This window comes from Desulfolutivibrio sulfodismutans DSM 3696 (genome assembly GCF_013376455.1).
Lineage (GTDB): Bacteria > Desulfobacterota > Desulfovibrionia > Desulfovibrionales > Desulfovibrionaceae > Desulfolutivibrio > Desulfolutivibrio sulfodismutans.
Window position 1 is genome coordinate 765,100 of sequence record NZ_CP045504.1, and the last position, 24,584, is coordinate 789,683.

Consider the following 24,584-nt stretch of genomic DNA (forward strand, 5'->3'; position numbering starts at 1 on the left):
CCCGCAGGCCGCTTCGTCTAGCTTTCGTAATAGGAACGCAGATGCTGGCTGCGCACGGGATGGCGCAGCTTGCGCAGGGCCTTGGCCTCGATCTGGCGGATGCGCTCCCGGGTGACGTTGAAGAGCTTGCCCACCTCTTCCAGGGTGTGGTCGGACTTTTCCCCCAGCCCGAAACGCTTGCGCAAGACCTGTTCCTCGCGCGGGGTCAGGTCCGAGAGCACCTTGCCGATCTGCTCGCCGAGCTTGGTGTTGACCACCTCTTCGGCCGGGGCCAGGGCCTTTTTGTCCTCGATGAAATCGCCCAGGCTGGAATCCTCCTCGTCGCCGATGGGAGTTTCCAGGGAGATGGGCTCCTTGGCGATTTTGAGGACTTTTTTGACCTTCTCCAGGGGATAGTCCATGCGCTCGGCGATCTCCTCCGGGGTGGGGTCGCGCCCAAGCTCCTGCACCAGGTAGCGCGAGGTGCGGATCAGCTTGTTGATGGTCTCGATCATGTGCACGGGGATGCGGATGGTCCGGGCCTGGTCGGCGATGGCCCGGGTGATGGCCTGCCGGATCCACCAGGTGGCGTAGGTGGAGAACTTGTAGCCGCGCTGATATTCGAACTTGTCCACGGCCTTCATGAGCCCGATGTTGCCTTCCTGGATGAGGTCCAGGAACTGGAGGCCGCGGTTGGTGTATTTCTTGGCGATGGACACCACCAGGCGCAGGTTGGAGCGGATCAGCTCCTGCTTGGCCCGCTGGGCCGCCGTGTTGCCGCGCTTGATGCGCCACAGCACCTCTTCCAGGTCGTGGACGTGGTGGCAGCACTTGTCCTGGAGGCGGACGAGAATCTCCATCTTGGCCGTAAGCATCTCCTTGAAGGAGAAAAGCTCCTCAACCGTCAGTCCCAGGCTGTCGGCGGCCAGCACGGGATTGATGTTGCGCTGGTCGAGCCTGCTGAAAATCTCCTGGATCTCGGACTGGGATTTGCCCACGGACAGAATGTAGGCCGACAGATCACGCTGGCAGTTGTGCATCTGCCGCACGTAGTCCTCCACGGTCTCGATGACCCGGTCGATGAGGGTCTTTTCCAGCTTGATGTCCCGCAGACGCCCCACCACCTCGTCCTTGTAGACCATGATCTCCTTCTGGATGCCGTAGACCCGCCGGGACAGACAGGCGCACTGGTCCAGCTTGCCGTAGATCTTGCGCTTTTTTCGATAGATGGCCCGAATCTCCTCCAGAAGGAAGATGACCCGCTGCCGCTGGTTCATCTCGTCCTCGGAGGGGTCGTCCTCTTCGATGGTCTTGACCACATCCTTGAGCTTCATGCGGCCCAGACGCAGGTCGTCGCCCACCTGGACCAGCTCCTCGATGGCCACGGGCACCTCGACCAGGGCGTAGAGCACGTCCATCTCGCCGTTTTCGATCTTCTTGGCGATGGTCACCTCGCCGTCGCGATCAAGCAGGGGCACCGCGCCCATCTCGCGCAGATACATGCGCACGGGGTCGGTGCTGCGCGAGGAATAATCGAGGGAATCTTCGCTCTCGGTGAGTTCCAGGTCGGCGTCCGGGGTGTCGTCGGGCTCGGCGGTCAGGGTGTCGAGCTTGCGGGCGTCCTTGTCCGAATCCACGATATTGATGTCGAGCTGATCGAATATGGAGATGACCTCCTCGATCTGCTCGGGATTATTGACCTCGGAAGGCAGAGCCTTGTTGACCTCATCAATGGTCAAAAAGCCTTTTTGTTTGCCCTTGACGATGAGGCTCTTGATCTGCTGAATTTCCTTGAGATTACTCATCTCCCCTCCCAAGTAAGGCATTAAGCTCGGCGAATAGCCGCATCTCTTCTCCCGTGTCTCCCACGGCCCTGGCCCGGCGCATGGCCTCCATGAGTTCCTTCCGGGCCGACTCCCCCCGGGTGGCGCGCAAAAATCCGGAAATCTCCTCGAAAAGCTCCCGGCGCGCCTCGTCGGTCAGCTCCCCAAGCCGTCTGGCCTCCAGCACGAAGTCCAGCTCCAATTCTTCGAAAACCAGTCTGGGGTCGCCGTCCCCCAGGGCCGCAAGCCGGGCCCACAGGGAGCGCGCCGCAGGCCCGGATAAATAGTCTCCCGCCCCAAGCTCCCGCAAGGCGGGGACGTACTCAGGACAACGGGCCGCGAAGGTCACGATGCAGCGCTCACGCGGATTAAGCTCCAGCCCAGGGCTCTCCCGGCGTCTGGAGGCTGGAACAGCCGCCTGCCGCCGCACCACGGCATCGGCCAGGGCGCCGCGCAACCCCGCCTCGGACAGCCCGAGGGCTGCGGCGACTCGCGGGGCGTAGGCCGCCCGCAGATTGGCGTCTCCCACCTTGCCCAAAAAACCCTCGGCCCAGGTGATCTGCTCCTTGCGGGCCATGGCCGAAACGGCCCGAAAGCAATAGCGCAGCCCCTCGTCGGCACCGCCCAGGCAGGCCTCGAAGGCCTCCCGCCCCCGGGTCTGGAGCAGGCTGTCCACGTCCTCGCCCTCGGGCAAAAGGGCCACCCGGCAGGCCGCCCCGGCGGCCAGAAGCATCTCGGCGGATCGCAGCGCCGCCTTGCGCCCGGCCCCGTCCCCGTCGAACACCAGATCCACCGTGGCGCAAAACCCGAGTAGCCGCTTGATCTGCTCCGGGGTGAGCGCCGTGCCCAGAACGCCCACGGCGTCGCCGTAGCCGAACTGGTGCAAGGTGATGACGTCCACATAGCCCTCGGTGAGGATGGCCCGGCGGCTTTTGGCCATGCTCGGCCGGGCGTCGCACAGGGCGTAGAGATGGTCCCCCTTGCGATATATGGGCGAATCGGCGCTGTTTAAATATTTGGGGTCGCCCTCCCCCATGATGCGGCCGCCAAAGGCCACCACGGTCCCGGCCACGTCGCGGATGGGAAAGATCAGCCGGTCCCGGAAGCGGTCCCAGGTCCGCCCGTCCTCGCGTTTGGACAAAAGCCCGGCCGTGGCCGCCTGGGCCGGGGAAAATCCCTGTTTTTTCAAAAAATCCTCAAGGGCCTGCCAGCCTGGGGGGCTGTAGCCCAGGCCGAACTTCGCGGCCACCTCCGGGACGATGCCCCGCCGTTCCAGGTAGTCCCTGGCGGCCTTGCCCTCGGGCGAGGCCAGGCAGCGCCGGAAAAAGGCGTCGGCTACGGCGTGCATGTCCAGGCAGGCCTGCCGCAGGCGTTTCTTCTCCCCGGCCCTGGGATCGGGACGCCCGGAATCCAGGCGCACCCCCACCTCGTCGGCCAGCCGGGAAAGCCCCTCGCGAAACTCCAGCCCGTTGATGCGGCAATAAAAATCGATCACGTCCCCCGAGGCCTGACACCCGAAACAATGAAAATATCCCCGCTCCGGGTGGACGTTGAACGATCCCTTGGTCTCCTGGTGGAAGGGGCACGCGCCGACCAGCCGCCCGCCCACGGGCCGCAGATCCACATACCGCCTGACGATCTCGACGATGTCGGCCCTGGCCTTGACCGCCGCCACCCCCGAGGAATCAAACTTCATGCCGTCACGTCCCATGCCGGATGCGTCCCGAAAGGCTCCGACCGGCCGTCAAAACCGTTACGCCAACTCCACCATGGTCATGCCGTCGCCGCCCCGATCCGCCGGGGCCAGGCAATACGACGCCACCTGGGGAGAGGCGCGCAAAAAATCGTGAACCTCGCGTCGGAGCGCTCCCGTTCCTTTGCCATGGACGATTTCCAACTGGGTACGGCCTTTTAAGACGCTCTCATCCAAAAATACGGCCAGTTCGGCCACGGCCTCATCGGCCCGGCGTCCCCGCAGGTCGAGAACGAAGGAGGGCACGACAGGACTTCTTCCGGACGGTTCGGGATCGGATTTCACGGACCATCCCCCGCCGCCCGGCCTGGTATCGCCTCCCGACGGGGCAGCCGCATCCCGGGCGTCCACCCAGATGCACACCCCTCCCATATCGACCTTGAGCATCCGTCGTTTGAGGTCTTTGTCCAGCACCCGCCCGGATTTGTTCCAGCTTTGCAGATGCACGGCGTCGCCGGGGGTCAGGCTTTCGAAGTCGGCGACGGCCGGTTTGGCTGCGTCCGCCACGCCTGGGTCTGTCGCCGCCTGTTCCTCAATAAGTCTTTTCCCGGCCTCGGCAAGGGCCTTCTGGGCCTGTTTGCGTCCAAGGCGCCCTTCCTGGTAGCTGCGCGATATCTCCCGGGAGGCCTCGCGAACCTCGTCCAGCAAGGAAGCCAGGCGCTTTTCGAACCGCTCCCGTATCCTGGCCGTTTTTTTCTTTTCTTCCGCCTTTTGTACGGAAAGCTCGTCGAGTTCCTCCTGCTTACGCAGGGCCAACTCGTTTAAGCGGTCGAGGATGGACGTGGAGTCGGCCCCCTCCAGCAGCAGATAGCGGTGGGCCCGTTCCAAAATCTCTTCCGGCAGGCCGTGTTCCCGGGCCACGTCCAGGGCCACCGAGGCCCCCACCTGATCGTAGGCCAGCCGGTACAGAGGCTTTTTCCCGGCCGGATCGAACAGCATGCAGGCCGCCCGCACCCCGGGCTTGCTCAGGCCGTAGGCCTTAAGGGCCGGAAAATGGGTGGCCGCCGCCAACCAGGCGTTTTTTTCGAGCAGCCCGTCCACCACGGCCTGGGCCAGGGCCGCGCCCTGGGCCGGGTCGGTTCCGGCCCCGAATTCGTCGAGAAGGACCAGGGTCGTCCCGTCCACCTGGGGCCAGGCCCGGCTGACGTGGCGAATCTGGGCCGTAAAGGTGCTCAGGTGGTCTTCCAGGCTCTGCTCGTCGCCCAAAAAGACAAAAATCTTGCGCCAAAACGGCAACGAGCATCCGGCGGCCGCTGGCACGGCCAGCCCGGAAAAGGCCATGAGCGCCAAAAGCCCCAGGGTCTTTAAGCACACGGTCTTGCCGCCGGCGTTGGCCCCGCTGATGATCAAGGCCCGATGCTGCGGTTCGAGCACGATGTCCTGGGGCACCACCCCGGCCCCTGCGGCCCGGCCAAGGATCAAAAGCGGATGGCGCGCCCCAGGCAGGCGCACGGGTTCATTCGCCCCCACCTCGGGGATGACCCCGCCTGTGGCCTCGGCCAGGGCCGCACAGGCGAAAAGCACGTCCAGCGCGACCAAAAGCCGGTAGGAGGCCAGTAGCGCCTCCCATTCCTGGCGGCACAACAGGGTCAACGTGGCCAGCACCTTGGCCTCGGCCTCGCGCTCCTCTTTTTTGAGCTCCTGGAGGCGGTTATTGACCTCGACCAGGAAAAACGGCTCGAAGTAGCAGGTCTCGCCGGTCTGGGAATAGTCGTGGATGATCCCCGGGATGCGGCCCTTGAAATTGGATTTGAGCGGCAGCACGTAGCGATCCGAGGAGATGGTCATAAAATCGTCCTGGAGGAAGGGGGAAAGCCCCTGCTCCTGGACGTAGTCCTTGACCTGGCGTGTGCAGCGGCGATGGATGGCCCGTATTTCGGCCCGGGCGGAAAAAAGCTCGGGCGAGCTTTCGTCGCGAAGCCCTCCGTCCGGGGCCAGACAGCGGGCCAGGGCGGCCATGGTCTTTTTGGGAACCGGCGCGGCCTCGGCCATCTGCCGCAACAGGGGCCGCGCCGTTTCCGGAAATCCCCGGGGCGCTTCCCGGGGGGCCAGGGCCTCGCGGGCCTGCCCGGCCTGGATAAGTACGGCCTGGATGGCGAACAGGGCGTCCAGATCCAGGGGGACGCTCTCGCCGCCGAGGGACTCGAACAACCCGTCCAGGGAGGGAAACTCGGAAAGACGAAAAACAGCGTCGCGGTGCAGTTCCAGACACTCGGCCAAAAGCCCCTGCCGCTCGGATAAACGCTCCAAGTCCGCCAAAGGCGTCAGCGCCACGGCCGCCCGGCGTCCGGGAACAGACACGGCAAAATCCGCCAGGTATCCGAGAACCTTGGGAAACTCCAAAAGCTGGAGGGAACGTGTATCCATGGGGCGCGGTGCGGTGGGTAGGCTACCCGGCCAGACGGGAACGCGCCATGTCGCTGACCATTTTCCCGTCGGCCCGGCCCTTGTGCTTTGCCAGGACGGTCGAAACAACCCGTCCCATGTCCTTGACGCTTTGGGCTCCAAGCTCGGCAATGGCTTGGTCGACCTCGCGGAAAAGTTCGTCCTCGGTCAAGGGAGTGGGGAGGTATTCGTTAAGAACCGAAAGCTCCCGCTCCTCCCTGTCCCGAAGATCGTCACGGCCTGCACGGCCGAATTGTTCAATGGACTCCCGACGCTGTTTGGCCTGTTTCGCAAGAACCTCGGCCAGTTCGTCGTCGGAAAGCGGCCGCAGAAGTTCCACCTGCCGGTTTTTGGCCGCAGTTTTGAGCATGCGCAAAACGGACAAACGCACCTCGTCCCTGGCCTTGTAGGCGGCAAGGTAGTCTTTTTCAATGCGGTCTGTAAGATTCATTACATCATGTTGATTTTACGCATCTTTTTCAGAAGACGCTTTCTGGCGGCAGCCTTTTTCTTCTTGCGCATGACGCTTGGCTTCTCGAAATGCTGCCGTTTTTTCAACTCGGACAACACCCCGGCCTTCTCCACCTGCTTCTTGAAACGACGCAACGCAATGTCGAAGTTGTCGGAATCCTCAAGGAAAACTCCCGGCACGTACCTCACCCCCTCTGGCCCGATCTTTCCGCTTAAAGAGATTGGCGGAAAACGGAATTCATATTCCCCGTCCGGGCAAAAGGCAAGGATTTTCCCTGCATCCGTCTGGAACGAGAAAAAGAACCCGCCCGGCCGTCGCCAGGCGGGTTGGAAAGCTGCCCCGGCCACATCGGCGGGAATCAGTGATGGTGACCGGCCTCTTGGCAGGTGGCGTCCTTGAGGGACTTCAGGACGCAGTAGCCCACCCCGGAGCCGATGATGAGCAGTACCAGATAAAGCACGCTGAAAAAAATGAAATGGTCAGGCATCCACCAGGGCAGATCCTGGGGCAGCGGACTCTGGACCGTTTCTCCGTGTATCATCCACATGATGTTGGCTCCCACGAGTTATTGAATGGCGTCTTTGAGCAGCTTGCCGGGGCGAAACTTCACGACCTTGCTGGCCGGGATGTTGATCTCGGCGCCGGTGCGCGGGTTACGGCCGGTGCGGGCCTTGCGCTCGTCCACGGCAAAGGTGCCGAACCCGGTCAGGGTCAGTTTTCCGTCAGCAACAAGCGTGGCTTCCACGGACTCCAGAAAGGCGTTCAGCGCACGTTCAGCATTCGCCTTGGTCAGCCCGGTCTTTTCCGCGATTTTCACCACCAGATCAGCCTTGGTCATCGGTCCTCTCCTCCTCTTTTGGAATCGCCGACGGCATCCGTCGGCCTCTCACGCGATTCGATCCCCTCTCCCACTCCTGAAAAAACATGTCATGACCGGCAAGGCCATACCCAGCGGCCCTTCAATCAGACCGCCAATTCCAACCTCTCCCCGGCGGAAATGACGTGACACGCGATGAGACAAAAAAATCACAATCCATCGTCTGCGTAATTGGCAAGAGATGAACTCCATTTTCAACCCAAAGTCAAGAGGGCCCGTGGATTTTCAAGGTTTTCGCCAAAATCCGAAAAAAATCCGGCGAGAGTTCCTCCGGTCGACAAGAAGGTAAATAGCCATTCATTTCAAATATTTGAGAAATATCATCCGTCCACTGGGCCTTGAGGGTGTGGCGCAACTGCTTGCGGCGGTGGCTGAAACACCGTTTCAGAAAGGCCGCCAGCCCGGAAAGGCTCTCGGGACGCGGCCCGGAAGGCAAAGGATCAAGGCGTACCACGGCCGAATCCACCTTGGGCCGGGGACGAAAGACCGTGGGCGGCACCTTGAACAGATAGTCCACCGTCACGAAATTCCCCATCCAGGCCGTCAGCGCCCCATACTCCCCGGTTCCCGGCCGGGCGGCCATGCGCAGGGCCACCTCGTGCTGGACCATGAAGATGGCGTATTCGAAGGCATCCACCCCGGCGCACAGATCCCACACCAAGGGCGAGGCCACGTTGTACGGCAGATTCCCCACCATCTTGAGCCGGGGCAGGCTCGCCAGCCGCGCCCAGTCCAGGCGCAGGGCATCCATGGCCGCGACGCCCACCCCGGGGGCCCGGGCGGGCAAGGCCATGGCCAGGTCCGCATCCTTCTCCACGGCCAGGTAGCGGCCGGGTCCGGCCTTGGCGATCCATTCCGAAAGCGCCCCCCGGCCGGGACCGATCTCCAGGACCGTATCCTGCGGACCAATGTCCAGAGCGGCCACGATCTTGCGGGAAATATTCTGATCCACCAAAAAGTTCTGCCCCAGGCTGCGCTTGGGGGGAGCGGATTCGCCCGGCCCCCTCGGCCCGGGGACGGCGCTCCGCTTGTCACGACGGGCCATGATCCGCCTCCCCAGCCTGCCCACGGCCCGCATCCCGTATCGTCGCCGCATCCCCGGCGCGCTCCAACAGATCATGCTTGAGCGCCCACAAGATGCAAAACGCGGCCCGCTCCTCATCCATATCCGGCGCGATCCCCATGAGTTTTCCCGCCAGTTCGGCGACCGGCAGGGGATTTCGGGCCAGCACGAGCAGCCGCTTGAGCGTCTCCATGTCGAAAAGGGCGTCCAGGGCCGGATAGATGACCGGGAAGTCCTGGCCCCGGTAGACCGCCTGCCCGGCCCGGCTGGCCGCCACCGACTGGGCCGGGTCGAGGAGCGCCGACGGATGGCCGCGGAACACGCGACCGTAGGGAATATGCATGGGATGGGGCGTGCCGCGCAGGACGTCGCGATCCGGGACCGGTTCCCGCCGCAGATCCTCCCACAGGGAAAGATACCTGGACACCACATGGTCCCAGGAGAATTCCGCCTCGACCCGCCTGCGGCCATTGTGGCCCATCTGCCGCCGCAAGGCCGGGTCGTCCGCCAGATCGGCCAGGGCCCGGGCCAGTTGCGGCACGTCCACCACGCACTGCTGGGCGCGTATCAGGTGGGCGTGGTTGTCGAAGCACAGGGGGGACAGGGCGTCCAGAAGCGGCGTGGCCGCCGGGCCCAGGGTGGGAACCAAAAGCCCCGTGCGGCCATGCGCCACGAGGTCGCGATAGCCGTCGAAGTCCGAGGCCGCCACCGGCAGCCCGCAGGCCATGGCCTCCAGGATCGACAGCCCGAAGGTCTCCTGGAGGTTGTCCACCGGGGACAAAAAGACGTCCGAGGCGGCGAAGATACGGCGTTTCCGGGCCTCGTCCGGACGGGGAAACAGGCGGAAGGACAGCCCGACGCCAGCGGCCAAGTCCGTAAGGGCCTTTGTGAAGGCCTCCCCGCCCTCTTCCGTCCATCCGGCCATGACCAGGCACGGCGGCGCGCCTGCGTTCGTGCGGCGATGCTCCGCCAAAAGCCGCTGAAAGGCCCGGAGGACCGGCAGGGGATCGAGCTTGGAGCTGTGGGAGATGCGGGCGAAGATCAAAAAAACCGTGGCGTCGGGGGGAATGCCCAGCATCTCCCGGGCCTCACGGCGGGCCTGGTCCGTGGCCACGGCAAATGACGCCACATCCACCCCAAGGGGCAGGCGCACGACCCGGGGCCGCCCCGCTTCGGGCGCGACGAGAGCCCCCGGCTGGGGGTATCCCTGCGACAGATAGGCATAAAACTGCAAAACGGCGTCTACGGCGGCCCGGGAGGTGGCCACCACCGCGTCCCTGGCCGTGGCCCCCGGCCACAGGTGCAGGAGGAAATCCCGGCCGTAGGCGGCATAGCTCAAGGAATGGGTGACCGAGGTGATGGGGAAGATGTCCCGGGAGACGAGGTTGCGCAGCCGGGCCAGATGGGCCGGGTAGTTGATGCAGTCCGAGAGGTGGAAGGCGAAATAGTCGTTGTGGCGCAGGCCTGCGGGAAGATCCAGGCGCGTCAAGAATTTGAATTTTCCCCGCCGCGCGAGGCCGGGCCGCCTGTCGCCCAGCATCCTGGCCTGCTCGTCGCGGTCCTTGGGCGAGGCCAGATAGAAATGGTAGGCGTCGAAGGGGTCGGCGTCCAACAGGGCGTCGAGGAACCCGGCATTGGCCGCCTTGCGGCCCAGGGCGTCGCCGGATTCCAGAAAAGGGTCGAGGGTTCCCCACAGGCGCGGTTCGGGCATGGACCCCACAAGCCACGAAACCCGTGGGATGTCAATTGCGCGTCGGCGTGCGGCCCTCCCGGGGCGAAATATCTCCCGATTTCCCAGGCGGCGCAGGGCCGTTTCGGCCTATGGCCTTGATATTGCATTACCTGGCCTGAAATCGCGAGAGCTCCAGTACGGAGGTATGTCATGAAGCGCGGAAGCAGGCCGGAACTGGTCTGGGGTATAGGTTTATCCGAACAGGTCGAGGGGGAAATCCTTGCCGCCCTGGGACCGGGATATCATCTGCGCAACTGGTCCGACGAGACCTTGCCCAAGGAACGGGACATCGCCCGATGCAATCCGCTGGTGATCTGGATCACCCGCAAGGCGTGGACGGACATGCCCGACGACGTACGCCGCAGGCTTCGGGAATGGGATCTTCCCCAGCGTGTGCTGCTCGTCGAGGACGGGAAGTCCGTGTCGGACTTTGAAGACGTGGTGGAAAACGGCTTTTTGTCCGCCGTGTCCCTGCCCTTGACCACCAAAAAGATCCGCGACGTGATCTTCCGGGCCAAGGAGGTCAAAAGCCTCTATGACGACATCTTCCGCATGACCCGGGAAATCATGTTGGAACGGGAGCTTCTGGCCCGCAAGACCGACCTCATCCTCTTCCTGAACCAGATCCTCACCCGGGCCTCGGAATCCCTCGACCCTACGGTGATCCTGACCCAGGCCAGGGACGATCTGGGCCTTTTGCTGCCCATCAAGGCGCTCATGTCCGCCTTCTGGCAGGCCGACGACAACGGCGTGATCGAGTCCGAATTTTTCCTGGAACCGGACATGGATGCCGAAGCCGAAGAGGCCTGGACCGGATATCTTCTGGAAAACGTCCACCGCCTGACCCAGCGCCCCGTGGCCGGATACCAGGTGGCCTATCTCGGGGCCGGGGAATCCCGGACCGATACCCCCGACTACACCTTAAACGCCAACGGCGTGCTGCTTCTGCCGCTCAAAACCGCCGGGCATGTCTTCGGATGCCTGGCCATCTCCCGGGGCGCCGGACACCCCATGGGCAAGGACGAGGTCCAGGCCCTGTATGCCGCCGTCAATCATTTGTCGCTGGCGTTGCGCAACGCCGCCCTTTTCAGCGAGGTCAAGACCAAGGCCGACCATGACGGCCTGACCCGCATCCACAACCGCCGGGCCTTTGACGAACGCCTGGTGGAGGAGCTCAAGCGCCACCAGCGGTACAGCAGCCACCTGAGCCTTTTGATGCTCGACCTGGACCATTTCAAGCAGATCAACGACCAGCACAGCCACCAGGCCGGCGACCTGGTGTTGCGCGAGATCGGCCGCGTGCTGCAAGACGCCCTGCGCAGCACGGATTTCGGGGCTCGGTACGGCGGCGAGGAATTTGTGGTCATCCTGCCCCAGACCTCCGAGGATCAGGCCTGGATACTGGCCGAGCGCCTGCGCCGGGCCATCGCCACGGTGCAGTTCGCCTTCGAAGGCCGGGAATTCCAGGTGACCGCCTCCATCGGGGTGGCCACGCTCAAGCCCGGGGCACTCAACAAGCGCATGGATCTGTTGCGGCAGGCGGACCAGGCCTTGTACCAGGCCAAGTCCAGCGGCCGGAACATGGTCTGCGTGTCCGGCGGACATGACGAGCCCAAGGCTGCGGCCCAGGCCTCCTAGGGGGCGGCCTGTGGGCCATGCGCCATCCTTGTTCCGGGAAAAAGCGCCATGTCGGCGTGTTGCATCCGAAACACGGACGTTGCCCGGCCCCGATGCGGCACACGGCGGGATGGTCAGGCCCGATTGATCCGGCCGGGATTTGCCTTGACAATTCCCCTGCCCTGAACTAATAATCTCTGTTTCGGGCAGTTAGCTCAGTTGGATAGAGCGTTGGCCTCCGGAGCCAAAGGCCACAGGTTCGAATCCTGTACTGCCCACCATAAAAAATCAGGGGCTTGGAAGCGATTCCAGGCCCCTTTGTTTTGGTTTGGGTATTTCTTACGGAGGAGTATAAAACGGAAACGTCTGATCACTGCTCTGCAGGTAGAAGCATTTCCGGATGAATATTTCCTCCGCACACTATTACTCATTCTCAACAATCTTAATACATGCGATATTTGAAAGAGGTATAAAAATGTTTGGCAATGTAATCCCGACATTGCTAACCTTAACTAACGACACTTTGTCTTCTCTATATTCAATATCATGAACTAATGATATTTCTAATATTTCTGTTTCTCTTTCTACAATGACACCTAAATTTTCATATAACGATTCTTTATATATCTCTCTTGTTTCTTCAGAGTCGTCATCCTCTGCCCAGAGAACATTAATCCTTCTCATAAATCCCCCTTCGAATTTATTAATTCGTAAAACATATTCAAATCCGTACTCAATATCCTAGAAAGACATCCTGTTGACTGTAAGTCAACAGTGATCACTCGACTCGCTGCAGCGACGCGCCACCTTATTGGCAACCCTCCCCGGCCCCCGCAACACACGACGCACCACATCAGGTTCACGGTCGATGACCAGCAGATAGGCCCGGGCTGGTCCTTCCGGCGTTCGCGTCTGTTGTTCCCAATGCCGAAGTGTGGCCAGCTTGAAGCCAAACGTCCGAGCAAAATCCATCTGCGTCATCTGAAGCTGTTTGCGGATGCTTCGTACGTCCACCGTGGCCGGAATGTGGACGGCGTAGTCCTGGCTTGGCATCTCACCCCGGTATGGCAAGGGCCTCGCGCGCCCGTGCAGAATGCGGCTCCCATCTTCGATGTGTGGTTCCCTGCGGTATTCCTGAACGATCCGAGAAATTCTCCGCTGCCATACGCAGCCAATATCCGCCAAGATAACGAGCGGTGAGGACTTCCATCAAGTGAATATTTCTTATCGCTCCCTCGTACACTAACGGCCCTCCCGGTTCTGGCTTCCGATTCAGTGACTATTCCACTGGCGCAAAAAATCAAGCCGCAATGCGCACCAAACGAAAAATCCCCGCCGAAGCGGGGATTTCTCATATATCCTAGGGGGCGGCCCGCAGGCCGCCCCGGTCGTCAGAGGCAGGGCCGCGCCCTACCATTTCTTCTTGCGCTGGGCCTCCAGGGCCTTTTCCTGCTCCTCGTAGGACGAGAACCCGGCCTGGCGCAGGGCGTCGAACACCGTGCTCTCCCAGTCCCAGTCGGAATAGATCACCGGCTTGTGGAAAAGCCTGCGGAAGCTCTCCATCTCCTGGCGGTAGAACCCGGCCTTCTGGGTGTCCAGGTTGTCGCGCAACTGTTCGGCGAATCGCGACATCTCCCCCTCGTACCAGTCCCTGAGGTCGTGCCCGGTCTTGTATTTCTTGAGGATGTGGTCGTACTTGTGCTCGGCCAGAAGCTGGCGCAGGCGGTTGACATGCTGGATGCTCAGCCAGTCGCCGAGCTTGGAGACAGGTAGATGTTCGGCCTCGACAGAGGCCATGTCCAGCTTGGTCTGATAATAGGTGTCGGGCACGACCGAGGCGGACACGATGCCCGCGATGGCCACCAGCCCCCGCAGGATCACGCTGTTGGACACGCCCTGGCCGCAGAACCCCACCTTCTTGCCGTACTTCTGGCCGGTGAAGATGGTCACCAGAAGCGCCCAAACCACGGCCGGGTCTTCCTCGTCGTAGATGTGGCGCAGGGAGGGGTTGTCGCGATCCGTGGCCAGGACCATCTGGGTCATGTCGTTGGAGCCGATGGAGAAGCCGTCGAACTCCTGGATGTACTGCTTGGCCAGGATGGCGTTGCTCGGTATCTCGGACATGAGCATGATCTTCAAGCCGTCGCGGCCGGAAACGAGCTTATGCACCCGCTCCAGGTAGCGCTTCATGCTGCGGGCCTCTTCCATGGTGCGCACGAACGGCAGCATGATCTGGAGGTTCTTGCCCCCGAAGATGCCCCGGGCCAGCTTGAAGGACTCGATCTCCCAGTCGTGGATGTTGCGGGAGACGCCCCGGTAGCCGAGCATGGGGTTGTCCTCGAAGCCCTCAAACAGCATGCCGCCCAGGAGGTTGCGGTATTCGTTCGATTTGAAATCCGTGGTGCGGTAGATGATGTCCTTGCCGTGGAAGGCCATGGCGAAAAGCCCCAGGCCCTGGGACAGGGTCTGGACGTAGAGCTCCTTGCCGGAACGGAAGCCGCGCGAAAAAAGCTGCCGCTTGATCTTGTCCGGCAGGGCCGCCAGATCCTCGATCTCGGAATTGATGCCCACCTGCCGGGCCACCTCGCGGCGCACGGCGTGGATGCGCTCCAGGGTCTCCACGATGAGCGGCTCGTCTTTCACCGCCTCCACGCGCTGGGAAACGAGGTGCTTGACCTCATAGCGGCGCTTGACCGCGTCGGGGTCGTTGGATTTCTCCTGAAGCTCGTCCCAGTAGCCCAGGATCACGGCCACATGGGTCTCCAGGTCGCGGGAGGTCTTGATCACGTCCAGACGGCGCGCGGCCAGCTCCAGATGCTCGTCGAGCTTTTTGTCCAGCTCGCGAATCTTGCGGTGGATGGCCAACACCGCGTCCGCGCCCTTGGGACCGGCCTGCTCCTCGGCCAGACGGTCGAGTTCGCCGGAGAGTCCGGTCACAAGGCCCACGTACTTGCGCAGGTTGACGTCCACGGAGATGTAGCCGCCCGCCAACTGCTCACGCACGATCTTGCTGAGCCTGGCGTCCAGTTCCTTGAGCTTGTGGTCGACCAGATGGGGCAACGTGCCGTTGTCGTAGGCCTCCAGCGCCGAGGGATGCACGCCGATGTTGCCCAGCATGAACTCCGCCCGCAACAGCCCGACCTCGAAATCGGAAACGTCGCGCAACCGGGACAGGAAAAGGGCCTGGCCCACGTCGGCCAGAATCAGGCCGACCTTGGTCTTGGTGTCGGGCAGCTTGGAGAGGTCCATCTCGCCGCCCACCTCCACCAGGGGGATGATCCCCCGGTAGACCAGCCCGCGCGAGCCGTCCACGGTCACTTCCTGGCCGTCCAGGGCGCGCAGGGTCTCGGGGCGCTGGATGCCGATGACCGCCGGGATGCCGAGCTCCCGGGAGGTGATGGCCGCGTGGCTGGTGTCGCCGCCCACGTCGGCCAGGATGGCCGAGGCGATGCGCATGCCCGGCACCATGTCCGGGTCCGTGCGCTCGGCGGCCAGGATGTCGCCCTTGGCCACCTTGTTGAGCTCAAGCGCCGAACGCAGGAAACGCACCGTGCCCTGCCCGGCCCCGCGCGAGGCCCCGTTGCCTTCGAGGATGACCTCGGCCCCGGCCAGGGCCTTTTTCTTCACCTCCATGCGGCGCATGAAGATGGTTTGCGGATGCAGCTCGAATTCTTCGTTCCAGCGGGTCTCGGGACGGGCCTGCACGAACCACAGCCGGTCGGACTGGTCGATGCAGAACTCCGTGTCCATGATGATGCCTTCGTAGGCCCGGCTGATGTTGCGCACCCCCCGGGCGACCTCCTCGGCCTGGGCCAGGGACAGGGCCCAGCGGTAGGCCTCCACGTCCGGAACCTTGACAATCTTGGTGCCGCCGCCTTCCTCGTAGACGATCTTTTTGTCCTTGTAGCCCATGTAGCGGACCACGACTTCCGAGGCGTCGTCGCGCTGAAACACGTACATCTTGTCCGGGGTGACCATGCCGCCCACCACGGCCTCGCCCAGGCCGTAGCTGGCGTCGATGGACACCAGATCCCGGCGCGACGTGCCCCGGCAGCCCGTGGCCGTGTCCGCGGAAAAGGCCGTGCCGGAGATGACGGGGTTGATCATGCGCATGAGGCAGACGGACAGGGAGGTGTTCTCGATAGCCCACTCTTTCTTGGCCTTCTCGGCGATGGACGGATCGCCGGTCTGTTCGGCCAGGGACACGGCGTCGAGGATGGCCTCGCGGCGGTAGGTCATGGAGCGCAGATTGTAGGCCGAGGCGCAGTCCCACTGGTAGGCGTCGACCACGTTTTGCGCGCCCACGATGTTTAAGTAGGTGTCCTGAAGCCCGGCGAAGGCCTTTTTGCGGCTGTCCTCGCCTGCGGCCGAGGACCGCACGGCCACCGGGACGTCTTCCAGGCCCGCTTCCTTGCAGATGTCGTTATAGCCGTCGGACACGGCCGCGCGTACCTCGGCGGGCATGTCCACGGACAAAATGGCCGCCTGCACCAGGACCGACCGCTTGCGCAACTGGTCGATGCCCTCGGGGGAGGTGGCGAAACCTTCCACCACATTGTTGACGAAGGTGCGCAGGGGGATGAGCGTCCCTTCGGCGCGGCGTGCCGAAGCCTGGATCTCGTCGGCCAGGGAGCGCACGAATTTTTTCAGGAACTCCGGATCGCTGTTGATCTCATCGGCGTCCCAGGCGATGCGGGCGTATTCATGGTCCACGGTGCTCCGGACCAGGGAGGCGTTGACCCTGGTTTCGTCGAGCACCTTGTGGAAGGCAATGGAGGAGACAGCCCGGAACTGGGGGGCGCGGATGCCTTCTACCTGGCTTATGAGAGCGGTGTTGTAATTCTTTCCGCCGACAAGCATTTCAGCTTCCTCACCGATGCCCACGATGTCGGCGCCGGTAAGGATAAGGGTGGTGGGCAGCTCGGCCGGTTTCGAAGCCGCCGGGGCTTTCCCGGGCTTTTTCTTCGGCTGTTTGGCTGCTTGCGCTTTGGCCATGCTCTCCTCCTTCAGAAGTTCCTGGCGTCCCCGGGGCATCGCCGCCGCGCCGCCGGGGTTGCGAGACCGGACGTATATGTCCGAATCAGACTTTTTGTCCACAAACCGGGCAGAACTTGTGGCTCTCATCGGCCACGGGCTCCTTGCAGGTGGGGCAGACGCGCAGCACCGGCCCAAGCTCCACCAGAAGCTCCCCTTCCTTGACCGGGACCATCTTTTTGTCCTCGGCGAAATCGGCGGTCTTGAGCACCCGCTTGATCATGCCGTCCACCGGGGCCAGCACCGCCTTTTCCTGCTTCATGACCGAGATGTTGAAGAGTTCCTCGCCAGCCTTGACGTAGTCGTTGGGGCTGACGTGCATGACCCACAGGTCGCCGTTGCACGGGGCGGCCACATGGTAGGGGTTCTTGCCGTCGGCCATGGCCACAGCCGAGTCCACACGCCCCCTGGCCTCGGCCACCTGGACCTGATGGCTTAAAATCTCCGAGTCGAGCACGTAGCGCACGATGGAAGCGCCGCGCACGTCGGGCTGGGAGATGTCCAGGATGGCCATATGGTGGGGCTTGCCCAGGCTGTCCTCGAACATGAGCTCCTGGCCGGGCTCCAGCCCCTCGAACCACACGTCCAGGGGCAGGCGGTTGGGATCGCCGTATTTGGCCTTAAACGCGATGGTCTTCAGGGCGTCGGCCGGATGGTTCAGGTACATGACGAACTCCTCGTCCGTGGGGATGCGGTCGAGGTGCAGATGCAGGGCCTTGAACTCCGCAGCGAGGTCCGTGTCGCCCAAAGACAGGAGGGGCGAGATTTCGGTGCGCCTGGCGATGGCCTGGGGGTATTCCGGACCAAAGGCGCTTTCGTAGACCCAGTCGGCCGGGAATCCCAGGGGCAGACGGCCGTATTTGCCCAAAAGCAGGTCGCGGAAGGCGTCGTTGCAGTTGGAATACAGTTGCAAGCGGTCTTCCTTTACGGCCGGGGTCAGGGACTTCTCCGGGGTCTCGGTGACGGTTTTGAGAACCTCCAGCATGTCCCGCACGGCCCGCTCGCCCCCGGCCTTATAGGCCCCGGTCACGGCCAGAAAGGCCGTGTTCCAGGTGATCTGCGAACCCGGGGTGACGTCGTGGTAGCGCACGATCTTGCGGGTTCCAGCCAGGAACTTGAGCATGTAGGGCAAAAGGTGGATGTAGCCCTGCTTGAGCGCCCCTTCCTGGGAGGACGAGGTGGCCCCGCCGGGCATGCCGTGCTCCACCACGTCGTAGTCGATGCCCTGGAAGTACGGCGCGGTGTAACGGTCGTAATAGGGCATGATCTGCTTGAGCACGAAGTTGCAGGTGCGGATCATCTCCCGGTTGTCCTCGCTTAAGCAGACCGGAACTCCCAGATCCTGTTCGATGTAGGCCGCTGTGGACAGGATCTCGCCCTGGCCGTACCAGCGCACGCTGGCTCCGATGGCCGTATCCACGATGTGCGCCCCGGCCTTGGCCGCCTCGCCCACGGCCGGGACGAACAGCCCGTCCGTGTAGTGGCGGTGGTAGTCGATGACCAGATCCGGATATTTTGTGCGGATGGCCGTGACCAACTCGCGGATGAACCGGGGGGGGCACATGCCGGCCATGTCCTTGAGGGCCAGGATGATCCGGCGCGAGGCCTTGCGCTTGCTGACCCCGGCCACCTGGGCGGTCATGGCCAGGATCTCCTCCAACACATCCATATAGTGGGCGGTGTCGAAGCCCTTGGCGAAGGACAGGGAGATGGCCGGTTCGAAGATGTTGGCCTCGGAGGCCAGGGCCACCTGGGCGAACGGCAACATGTTCTCAATATGGTTGAGAAAGTCGAAACAGCGGATGATGTCGTAATGCTCGCAGATCATCTCGCCGGTTAGGCGCATAAGGTTTTTGGGCTGGGGTTTGTAACCCAGGACGTTGGTGGAGCGAATGAGAATCTGCTTGAGGGTCTTTGGCGCAAAACGGTTCCAGGCCGCCGCCTCGGAAAACGGATAGGTCATGTTGGCCATCATGGCCACATGGAAGTGCGCGCCGCCGCCATTTTCCAGGGCGAAAAAGCCGCAGTTGTCCAGGTAGGGGCCGATGAGCTCGTCCTCGGCCTGCCGGAAGCGGTTGCCGCTGTTGGACTGGGTGATGTCGCGCGTGGTGGTGTCCACGAAATGGACCCGGCCCGAGTCGCGCAGGCAGTCCAAAAGCGCCGTGCGGTCGCCGCGCGGATAGACCGGGATGTGCTTTTTGAAATCAATGGTGGGCATGGCCGGATGGAAGCGGCCCAGCCGGAAATCCCCGCGCGAGCGGTATTTGCCCAAAAGGACGTGGGGGTTCGAGCCCAGGGCGGAGATTTCGCAGGCCAGCCAGGCCAGGCGCATGGCCTCGGGCTCCTCGTCCTGGTATTCGAGCAACTCCGGGGAATTGGCCACGAACGTGGTGTCGAAGTCCCCGGCCAGAAAACGCGGATGGCGCAGGATCTGGCGGTGATACGGAATGGTCGTCTTGAGCCCGCCGATGATGTATTCGCGCAAGGCCCGCATCATCACGGCGCAGACCTTGTCCCAGTCCTTGCCGTAGGAAATGAGCAGCGCCCCGGCCGAATCGTACTGCGAAGGGAACTCGTATCCGGCCGACAGGCAGGAATCCAGGCGGATGCCCTGCCCCCCGGGCGAAACGTAGCGGGTCACGAAACCGGAATTCGGCGCGAAGTCATTGCGGGGATCCTCGCAATTGATGCGGCCCTGCATGGCGTGCAAAAAGGGCCTGGTGTCGCGCTTGTTGAACCGCAGCTTGCCCCCGAAGGCGATGTTGATCTGCTCTTCCACCAGGTCCACGCCGTAGCGGCATTCAGTGATGCCGTGCTCGACCTGCAGGCGGGTGTTGACCTCAATGAGATACGGCGTTCCCGCGGCGTCCACCAGAAACTCCACCGTGGCCAGGGAGTGGTAGCCCGAGGCCCGCACCAGGCGCACGGAATATTCCTTGAGGCGTTCGCGCAGTTCGGCGGTCATCCCCGGCCACGGCGACGGGGTGATCTCCACCAGCTTTTGGTGGTTGCGCTGCACGGAGCAATCGCGTTCGTCAAAGGCGAAGACATTGCCATGCATGTCCGCCGCCACCTGGATCTCGATGTGGCGCACGGAGGTCAGAAGCTTTTCCACAAACAGCCGGGGATTGCCAAAGGAGGCCTGGGCCATGGCCGAGGCCTTGCTAAAGGCCGCCTCAAGCTGCTTGGGATCGTGGATTTCGTAGATGCCCCGGCCGCCGCCGCCGCCCTCGGCCTTGAGCATGATGGGGAAGCCGATCTTTTTGGCTACCTCGCGGGCCTCGGGAATGCTCACCGCGCCCTCGGAACCGGGCACCACGGGAACGTCCAGCTTCATGGCCAGCTTGCGCACCTCGACCTTGTTGCCGAGCTTGAGCATGGCGTCGGAGGTGGAGCCGATGAAAATGATGCCGGCCTCCTGGCACCGTTGTGGAAAGGAGGCATCCTCGGAGGCGAATCCCCATCCGGGATGGATGGCCACCACATCCTTGGCCTTGGCCATCTTGATGATGGTGTCCAGATCTAGATAGGCCCGGGGATTGGCCCCGAGAAGAAGCAGTTCGTGAGCCCCGGCCACGGCTGGCGAGGTCAGGTCCACATCGGTGACGGTCAACACAGGGACGGCGCGCAGGCGTTCGCGTATGGATCGGAGTACGCGCCTGGCCGAAATTCCCCGGTTTACAACTAAAATCTTCTTGCCTTCGACCTCGGACAGCACTTCGTCGAACGTCTTGATTGCCATGCCGCTCCCCACGCGTTTTTCGAGCGCGCGTCGCACAGTCTAAATGGTCGCCCAGCGGGAAATCAGGTCAAAGGAGGGGCAATACCGCCGGAATGGATCACGCATTCGCGGTTTGTTCCGTCCACCCGGCGCATCAGCCGAAGCCCCCCGTCCTCGGCCAGTCCTAGGACACGCGCCATGTAGACGTCCGATCCGCCTTCGCGGACAAGCACCTCCCGGCCGAGAAAGGCCAGTCTGCGCTCAATCCGTGCCACAGGCGGGAAAGAACATGTCGCTGTAACGCAATCGTGATAGCAGGTTTGCAGGAACTTCACAAGGTCGACGGTAAAGGGGACCGGCCCGGGAAAACACCCTGATTCTGCCAGGGAACCCGCCGGGAAGGCATGGTCCGGGCGCAGATTTTCTTTGCCCGGGGCGCTTGAAAGATTGATGCCCACCCCGGCCAGCACCCGTCCGCCGCGCTCCTCAAGAAGCGTCCCGCCCACTTTTTTTTCTCCGGCCAAAAGGTCGTTGGGCCATTTGAAGCTGGCGGCGACGCCCTTGCCCGACAGGAATTTCGCCAATAAAAAACCGACGAACACCGGCAGAAAACTCTCCGGCCCCGGGACGCCCCCAGGCCAGGCTATCGCGGCGTAGACGTTTCCCGGCGGCGAATCCCACACCCGGCGCATCTGCCCCCGCCCCCCGCGTTGGGAGACGGCCAGGACAACGTCCCAGGGGGCCATGTCCCCGGCCCGGATCAGGTTCCAGGCCACGTCCAGGGCCGATCCGCACGGGCCGCACACCGTAAGCTGCGGCCCGTCCCGGCCAGTCCCGGACATCCCGGCCGACGCCAGAAAGCGTATGCCCGAAGCCCCCGCCTCCTCGACAAAGCCGCCTCCGCCGCGCATCATCTCCATGCCTTCCGCCCAGGCCGGATGGCACGCGGCCAGGATCTCGGGGGTCAGATCATCGGCCTGGCCGAACGGGTCATGGCTCAAAATCCGGATTCTCACCGTGGAAAAACCCTCCTCGCCCGGGCCGTGGGCTGGACCTCGGGACCATCCTGGTTCAGAAAGAGGATGGAGGCGGCCACATGGACATCCATCTCGTCGGCGGCGCGGTGCGCGACCTGATCCTTGGCCGCGCGGTGACGGACAGGGACTATCTGGTCCTTGGGGCCGAGCCGGACGAGTTTGTACGCCGCCACCCCACGGCCCGGCAAGTGGGCAAATCCTTTCCCGTTTTTTTGCTGGGAGGCAGCCAGTACGCCTGGCCGCGCGGCGGGAGCCTTGCAAGCGACCTGGCCGCCCGGGATCTGACCATAAACGCCCTGGCCCTGGGGGTCTCTCCCGGCGTGGCCGGCCAGGTGACCGCCCATCCCCTGGCCTTCCCGGATCTGGGACACCGCATCCTGCGGCCCTGCTCGCCCGCATCCCTGGCCGACGATCCGGCCCGGGTCTTTCGCGCGGCCCGCTTCGCCGCCCAATTGCCGGACTTTTCGCCCCATCCCGGGCTTGTGGCCGACATGGCCGAAACGGCCCGGTTGCGGGCATTTTCCGAACTTTCCCCGGAGCGGGTGGGGGGCGAGGTCCAAAAGGCCCTGGCCGCCCCCCGGCCGGGACGGTTCCTGGCCCTGCTCAACACAGCAAAAAGCCTCGATCCCTGGTTTCGCGAGTTGTGCCAGGCGGACGAGATTCCCGCCGGCCCCCTGCCCTGGCACGACAAAAGCGTGCTCGGACACGTCATCCAGGTCATGGACCGGCTGGCGGGCAATCCCCTGGCCGTGTGGATGGCCCTGTGCCACGACCTGGGCAAAACCACCACGCCGCGACAAACCTGGCCCCGCCACCTTGGGCACGACGCCCGGGGAGAGGACATGGCCCTGGAACTCGGCGCCCGGCTGCGGCTTCCCGGAAAGTTCCTCCGGGCGGGCGCGCTGGCCTGCCGCCTGCACATGAAGGCCGGACGCTATATGGCCATGCGTCCCGGCCCCCGGGTGGACCTCCTGGATCGCCTGTGGCGGGAAGGCCTTTTCGACGCGATGTTTTCCCTGGCCGCAGCCGACCATCAAGACGATGCCCCACTCCGCCTCCAGGCCGCCCGGCGCGACCTCGACGCCATGCTGGCCGTGCATCTGCCCGAGTCCCTGCAAAACCTTGGCGCGGCATCGGGTGAACGGTTGCGCCTGCTGCGCTGTCTGGCCCTGGCCGACCTCCCCGCCCCGCCCTGATCCCTCGGCCCGATCCCTGCATCTTCCTGTCGGCAAGAGGCAAAGTCTTCCTCCCCCCATGGCCCGGACACATCCATGCCGCGCCGGGGGTCGCAGGGGGACCAGGCGTCATGTCCTGCGGGAATGCCGCCTGGCAGTGGCGATCCATCTCCGGAGATGGACGACGCAGGCCTTGGGATACCGACGAAACGGCCGGTTAGCCGGGCTGGACATGGCGGCAAGTTTTGCCGCCGGAAGAACAGGGAAGGTGGCGTATGGGAGCATTGTGGACAGGCGTGACGGGGCTTACGACCTACAGTCGAAGCATCAGCGTGACCAGCAACAATCTGGCCAACGTCAATACCATCGGCTACCGGAGATCCTATGCCCTTTTTGAGGATCTCATGAGCCAGACAGCCACATCCTCATCGGGAAATTCCCAGGTGGGCCTGGGCGTGCAACTCTCCAACATCCTCAACAGCTATCAGGTCGGAGGAATGGAGGCCACCACCACCAGCACGAACATGGCCATCCAGGGCGACCGGGGATTTTTCCAGGTCCGCGACTCCGGATCGGGAAATCTGTATTATACCCGGGCCGGGGCCTTTCAATTCGACAGCAGCGGCTATCTCGTGGACACCAACGGCTTCCGGGTGCAAGGCTGGGCCGTGGACCAGGACGCGGTGGCCGCCGCCGAGGCCAGCGGCGCCACGTTGTCCTCAACGCCCACCACGGGCGGCGTGACGGATATCCTGCTCAACCAGTTGCGCATCGACGGCAGGGCCACCTCCAGCATCTCCGTCATCTCCAACCTCGATTCCACCACGGAAAGCCGGGTCAACGACCCCGACAATCCGTTTTTCACCATGTTTGAAAGCTACAACTACGATAGCACGGATCCTGACGCCTCCCTGGTCTCCAACGCCTCCTACCAGACCAGCCTTACCGTCTACGACTCCGAAGGCCAGCAACACGAGCTGACCGTCTCCTACAGTAAGGCTCTGGGGGAAGACGGCAAGGAATACTGGGAATACATGGTATCCATGGACCCCGAGGAGGATGGCCGGGCCATAACCGCCGGGACGTCCAAGGCCGGGGTGCTCATGATCGGCACCCTGACCTTCAACGACGACGGCACCATGGACAACATGACCGCCTTCACCCTGTCGGATGAGGCATCCAACGCCTCATCCCTCAACAGTTGGGTTGCCGCGGATCTCACGGCCGGAGGGCTGCCGGAATTCTCGGCCACATTCCTGAGCGCTTCGGGAGGCGGCGCCCTGGAACCCGTCACCATGTCCACGAACCTGGGCATCAGCTCCGCAAACGGATGGGGCTCCTCCATGCCCGCGACAGCGGCAGACGTGGGCACAGCTACGAGCAACACCCTGGGGTTCAACACCTCCGACGTCACCCTGGCCTACAACGCCACGACCAACTACGCCACCACCTCCTACACCCAGACGACCAGCCAGAACGGGTATGCCGAAGGCTATCTGCTCGACGTCTCGGTGGATGCGGAAGGCGTTGTGATTGGAAATTTCAGCAACGGTGAGGAAGTCGGACTCTACGTCGTGGCCCTGGCGGATTTCGTCAATCCCGACGGCCTTCGGCGGGAGGGCAACAACCTGTTTTCCTCGACAACGGAAGCCGGGAACAAGATCGAGGGCGTTGCCGGAACGGGCATCTTCGACGAGATCGCAGGGAGCACCCTGGAATCCTCCAATGTGGACATGGCCACGGAAATGGTCATGCTCATCACCGGGCAGCGGGCCTTGCAGTCCAATACCAAGGTGGTCACCACGGCGGACGAAATGATGAAGAAGGCCCTGGAGATCAAGCATTGATGCCGCGCGCCTGAACTCCGCGCCCGGGTATCTCGAGATACGTTTATTGAAACACGTCTCCTCGCGATA

The 24,584-nt window shown here is 63.2% G+C and carries 16 protein-coding genes and 1 tRNA gene; 4 read left to right on the forward strand and 13 right to left on the reverse strand.

Annotated elements, in window-relative coordinates; genetic code table 11:
- Positions 1-17 precede the first annotated feature (17 nt).
- The 9 genes from rpoD to GD606_RS03690 form a co-directional block, all read right to left on the reverse strand.
- Positions 18-1,784, reverse strand: coding sequence for an RNA polymerase sigma factor RpoD (gene rpoD, locus GD606_RS03650; RefSeq protein WP_163300581.1), 1,767 nt, complete (start codon positions 1,782-1,784; stop codon positions 18-20).
- Positions 1,777-3,498: a DNA primase gene (gene dnaG / locus GD606_RS03655; RefSeq protein WP_163300582.1), complete on the reverse strand. Its 1,722-nt coding sequence runs from the start codon at positions 3,496-3,498 to the stop codon at positions 1,777-1,779. Before dnaG ends, rpoD begins: the two co-directional genes overlap by 8 nt.
- A 57-nt stretch (positions 3,499-3,555) precedes the next feature.
- Positions 3,556-5,922 carry an endonuclease MutS2 gene (locus GD606_RS03660; protein WP_163300583.1) on the reverse strand — a complete coding sequence of 789 codons (2,367 nt, stop codon included), beginning with the start codon at positions 5,920-5,922 and terminating at the stop codon, positions 3,556-3,558.
- Between the two features lie 22 nt (positions 5,923-5,944).
- Positions 5,945-6,391, reverse strand: a complete 447-nt coding sequence (locus tag GD606_RS03665) for a GatB/YqeY domain-containing protein (protein ID WP_163300584.1) — start codon at positions 6,389-6,391, stop codon at positions 5,945-5,947.
- Positions 6,391-6,591 (reverse strand): 30S ribosomal protein S21, encoded by a 201-nt coding sequence (gene rpsU / locus GD606_RS03670; RefSeq protein ID WP_163300643.1) that lies wholly within the window; start codon positions 6,589-6,591, stop codon positions 6,391-6,393. Before rpsU ends, GD606_RS03665 begins: the two co-directional genes overlap by 1 nt.
- A 179-nt stretch (positions 6,592-6,770) precedes the next feature.
- Positions 6,771-6,953: a hypothetical protein gene (locus GD606_RS03675; RefSeq protein ID WP_163300644.1), complete on the reverse strand. Its 183-nt coding sequence runs from the start codon at positions 6,951-6,953 to the stop codon at positions 6,771-6,773.
- 24 nt (positions 6,954-6,977) lie between these two features.
- Complete coding sequence (locus GD606_RS03680) at positions 6,978-7,250, reverse strand: HU family DNA-binding protein (protein WP_163300585.1); 273 nt, start codon at positions 7,248-7,250, stop codon at positions 6,978-6,980.
- 244 nt (positions 7,251-7,494) lie between these two features.
- On the reverse strand, positions 7,495-8,334 hold the full coding sequence (gene rsmA, locus GD606_RS03685) for a 16S rRNA (adenine(1518)-N(6)/adenine(1519)-N(6))-dimethyltransferase RsmA (protein WP_163300586.1): 840 nt from the start codon (positions 8,332-8,334) through the stop codon (positions 7,495-7,497).
- The gene (locus GD606_RS03690; protein WP_163300587.1) at positions 8,321-10,063 is read right to left on the reverse strand and encodes a glycosyltransferase family 4 protein; all 1,743 of its coding nucleotides are present in this window, start codon (positions 10,061-10,063) and stop codon (positions 8,321-8,323) included. Before GD606_RS03690 ends, rsmA begins: the two co-directional genes overlap by 14 nt.
- 171 nt (positions 10,064-10,234) lie before the next feature.
- Here GD606_RS03690 and GD606_RS03695 point away from each other — a divergent pair, with 171 nt between their 5' ends.
- Positions 10,235-11,722, forward strand: a complete 1,488-nt coding sequence (locus tag GD606_RS03695) for a GGDEF domain-containing protein (RefSeq protein WP_163300588.1) — start codon at positions 10,235-10,237, stop codon at positions 11,720-11,722.
- 183 nt (positions 11,723-11,905) lie between these two features.
- Positions 11,906-11,982: transfer RNA gene (locus GD606_RS03700), tRNA-Arg, on the forward strand.
- Positions 11,983-12,124: 142 nt separating this feature from the next.
- Here GD606_RS03700 and GD606_RS03705 read toward each other — a convergent pair.
- The 4 genes from GD606_RS03705 to GD606_RS03720 form a co-directional block, all read right to left on the reverse strand.
- The gene (locus GD606_RS03705) at positions 12,125-12,385 is read right to left on the reverse strand and encodes a hypothetical protein (RefSeq protein ID WP_163300589.1); all 261 of its coding nucleotides are present in this window, start codon (positions 12,383-12,385) and stop codon (positions 12,125-12,127) included.
- A gap of 726 nt (positions 12,386-13,111) precedes the next feature.
- Entirely contained in the window at positions 13,112-16,696 is a 3,585-nt protein-coding gene (locus GD606_RS03710; RefSeq protein WP_163300590.1) for a PEP/pyruvate-binding domain-containing protein, read from the reverse strand.
- 85 nt (positions 16,697-16,781) lie between these two features.
- Positions 16,782-20,477, reverse strand: a complete 3,696-nt coding sequence (locus GD606_RS03715; protein ID WP_163300591.1) for a pyruvate carboxylase — start codon at positions 20,475-20,477, stop codon at positions 16,782-16,784.
- A 62-nt stretch (positions 20,478-20,539) separates the two neighbouring features.
- A complete protein-coding gene (locus tag GD606_RS03720; protein WP_163300592.1) occupies positions 20,540-21,472 on the reverse strand; it encodes a biotin--[acetyl-CoA-carboxylase] ligase in 933 nt (310 codons plus the stop codon).
- An 80-nt stretch (positions 21,473-21,552) separates the two neighbouring features.
- On the opposite strand from GD606_RS03720, the gene GD606_RS03725 reads away from it, so the two are divergent.
- Together GD606_RS03725 and GD606_RS03730 are read left to right on the forward strand one after the other, a co-directional pair.
- Positions 21,553-22,689, forward strand: a complete 1,137-nt coding sequence (locus GD606_RS03725) for an HD domain-containing protein (RefSeq protein WP_163300593.1) — start codon at positions 21,553-21,555, stop codon at positions 22,687-22,689.
- Between the two features lie 254 nt (positions 22,690-22,943).
- Positions 22,944-24,515, forward strand: coding sequence for a flagellar hook protein FlgE (locus GD606_RS03730; protein ID WP_163300594.1), 1,572 nt, complete (start codon positions 22,944-22,946; stop codon positions 24,513-24,515).
- Positions 24,516-24,584: the final 69 nt, after the last annotated feature.

Excerpts from the sequence above, each read along its gene's own strand:
- rpoD (WP_163300581.1), bottom strand. The coding sequence starts at position 1,784 with ATGAGTAATCTCAAGGAAATTCAGCAGATCAAGAGCCTCATCGTCAAG.
- dnaG (WP_163300582.1), bottom strand. The coding sequence starts at position 3,498 with ATGAAGTTTGATTCCTCGGGGGTGGCGGCGGTCAAGGCCAGGGCCGAC.
- GD606_RS03660 (WP_163300583.1), bottom strand. The coding sequence starts at position 5,922 with ATGGATACACGTTCCCTCCAGCTTTTGGAGTTTCCCAAGGTTCTCGGA.
- GD606_RS03665 (WP_163300584.1), bottom strand. The coding sequence starts at position 6,391 with ATGAATCTTACAGACCGCATTGAAAAAGACTACCTTGCCGCCTACAAG.
- GD606_RS03675 (WP_163300644.1), bottom strand. The coding sequence starts at position 6,953 with ATGATACACGGAGAAACGGTCCAGAGTCCGCTGCCCCAGGATCTGCCC.
- GD606_RS03680 (WP_163300585.1), bottom strand. The coding sequence starts at position 7,250 with ATGACCAAGGCTGATCTGGTGGTGAAAATCGCGGAAAAGACCGGGCTG.
- rsmA (WP_163300586.1), bottom strand. The coding sequence starts at position 8,334 with ATGGCCCGTCGTGACAAGCGGAGCGCCGTCCCCGGGCCGAGGGGGCCG.
- GD606_RS03690 (WP_163300587.1), bottom strand. The coding sequence starts at position 10,063 with ATGCCCGAACCGCGCCTGTGGGGAACCCTCGACCCTTTTCTGGAATCC.
- GD606_RS03695 (WP_163300588.1), top strand. The coding sequence starts at position 10,235 with ATGAAGCGCGGAAGCAGGCCGGAACTGGTCTGGGGTATAGGTTTATCC.
- GD606_RS03705 (WP_163300589.1), bottom strand. The coding sequence starts at position 12,385 with ATGAGAAGGATTAATGTTCTCTGGGCAGAGGATGACGACTCTGAAGAA.
- GD606_RS03710 (WP_163300590.1), bottom strand. The coding sequence starts at position 16,696 with ATGGCCAAAGCGCAAGCAGCCAAACAGCCGAAGAAAAAGCCCGGGAAA.
- GD606_RS03715 (WP_163300591.1), bottom strand. The coding sequence starts at position 20,477 with ATGGCAATCAAGACGTTCGACGAAGTGCTGTCCGAGGTCGAAGGCAAG.
- GD606_RS03725 (WP_163300593.1), top strand. The coding sequence starts at position 21,553 with ATGGACATCCATCTCGTCGGCGGCGCGGTGCGCGACCTGATCCTTGGC.
- GD606_RS03730 (WP_163300594.1), top strand. The coding sequence starts at position 22,944 with ATGGGAGCATTGTGGACAGGCGTGACGGGGCTTACGACCTACAGTCGA.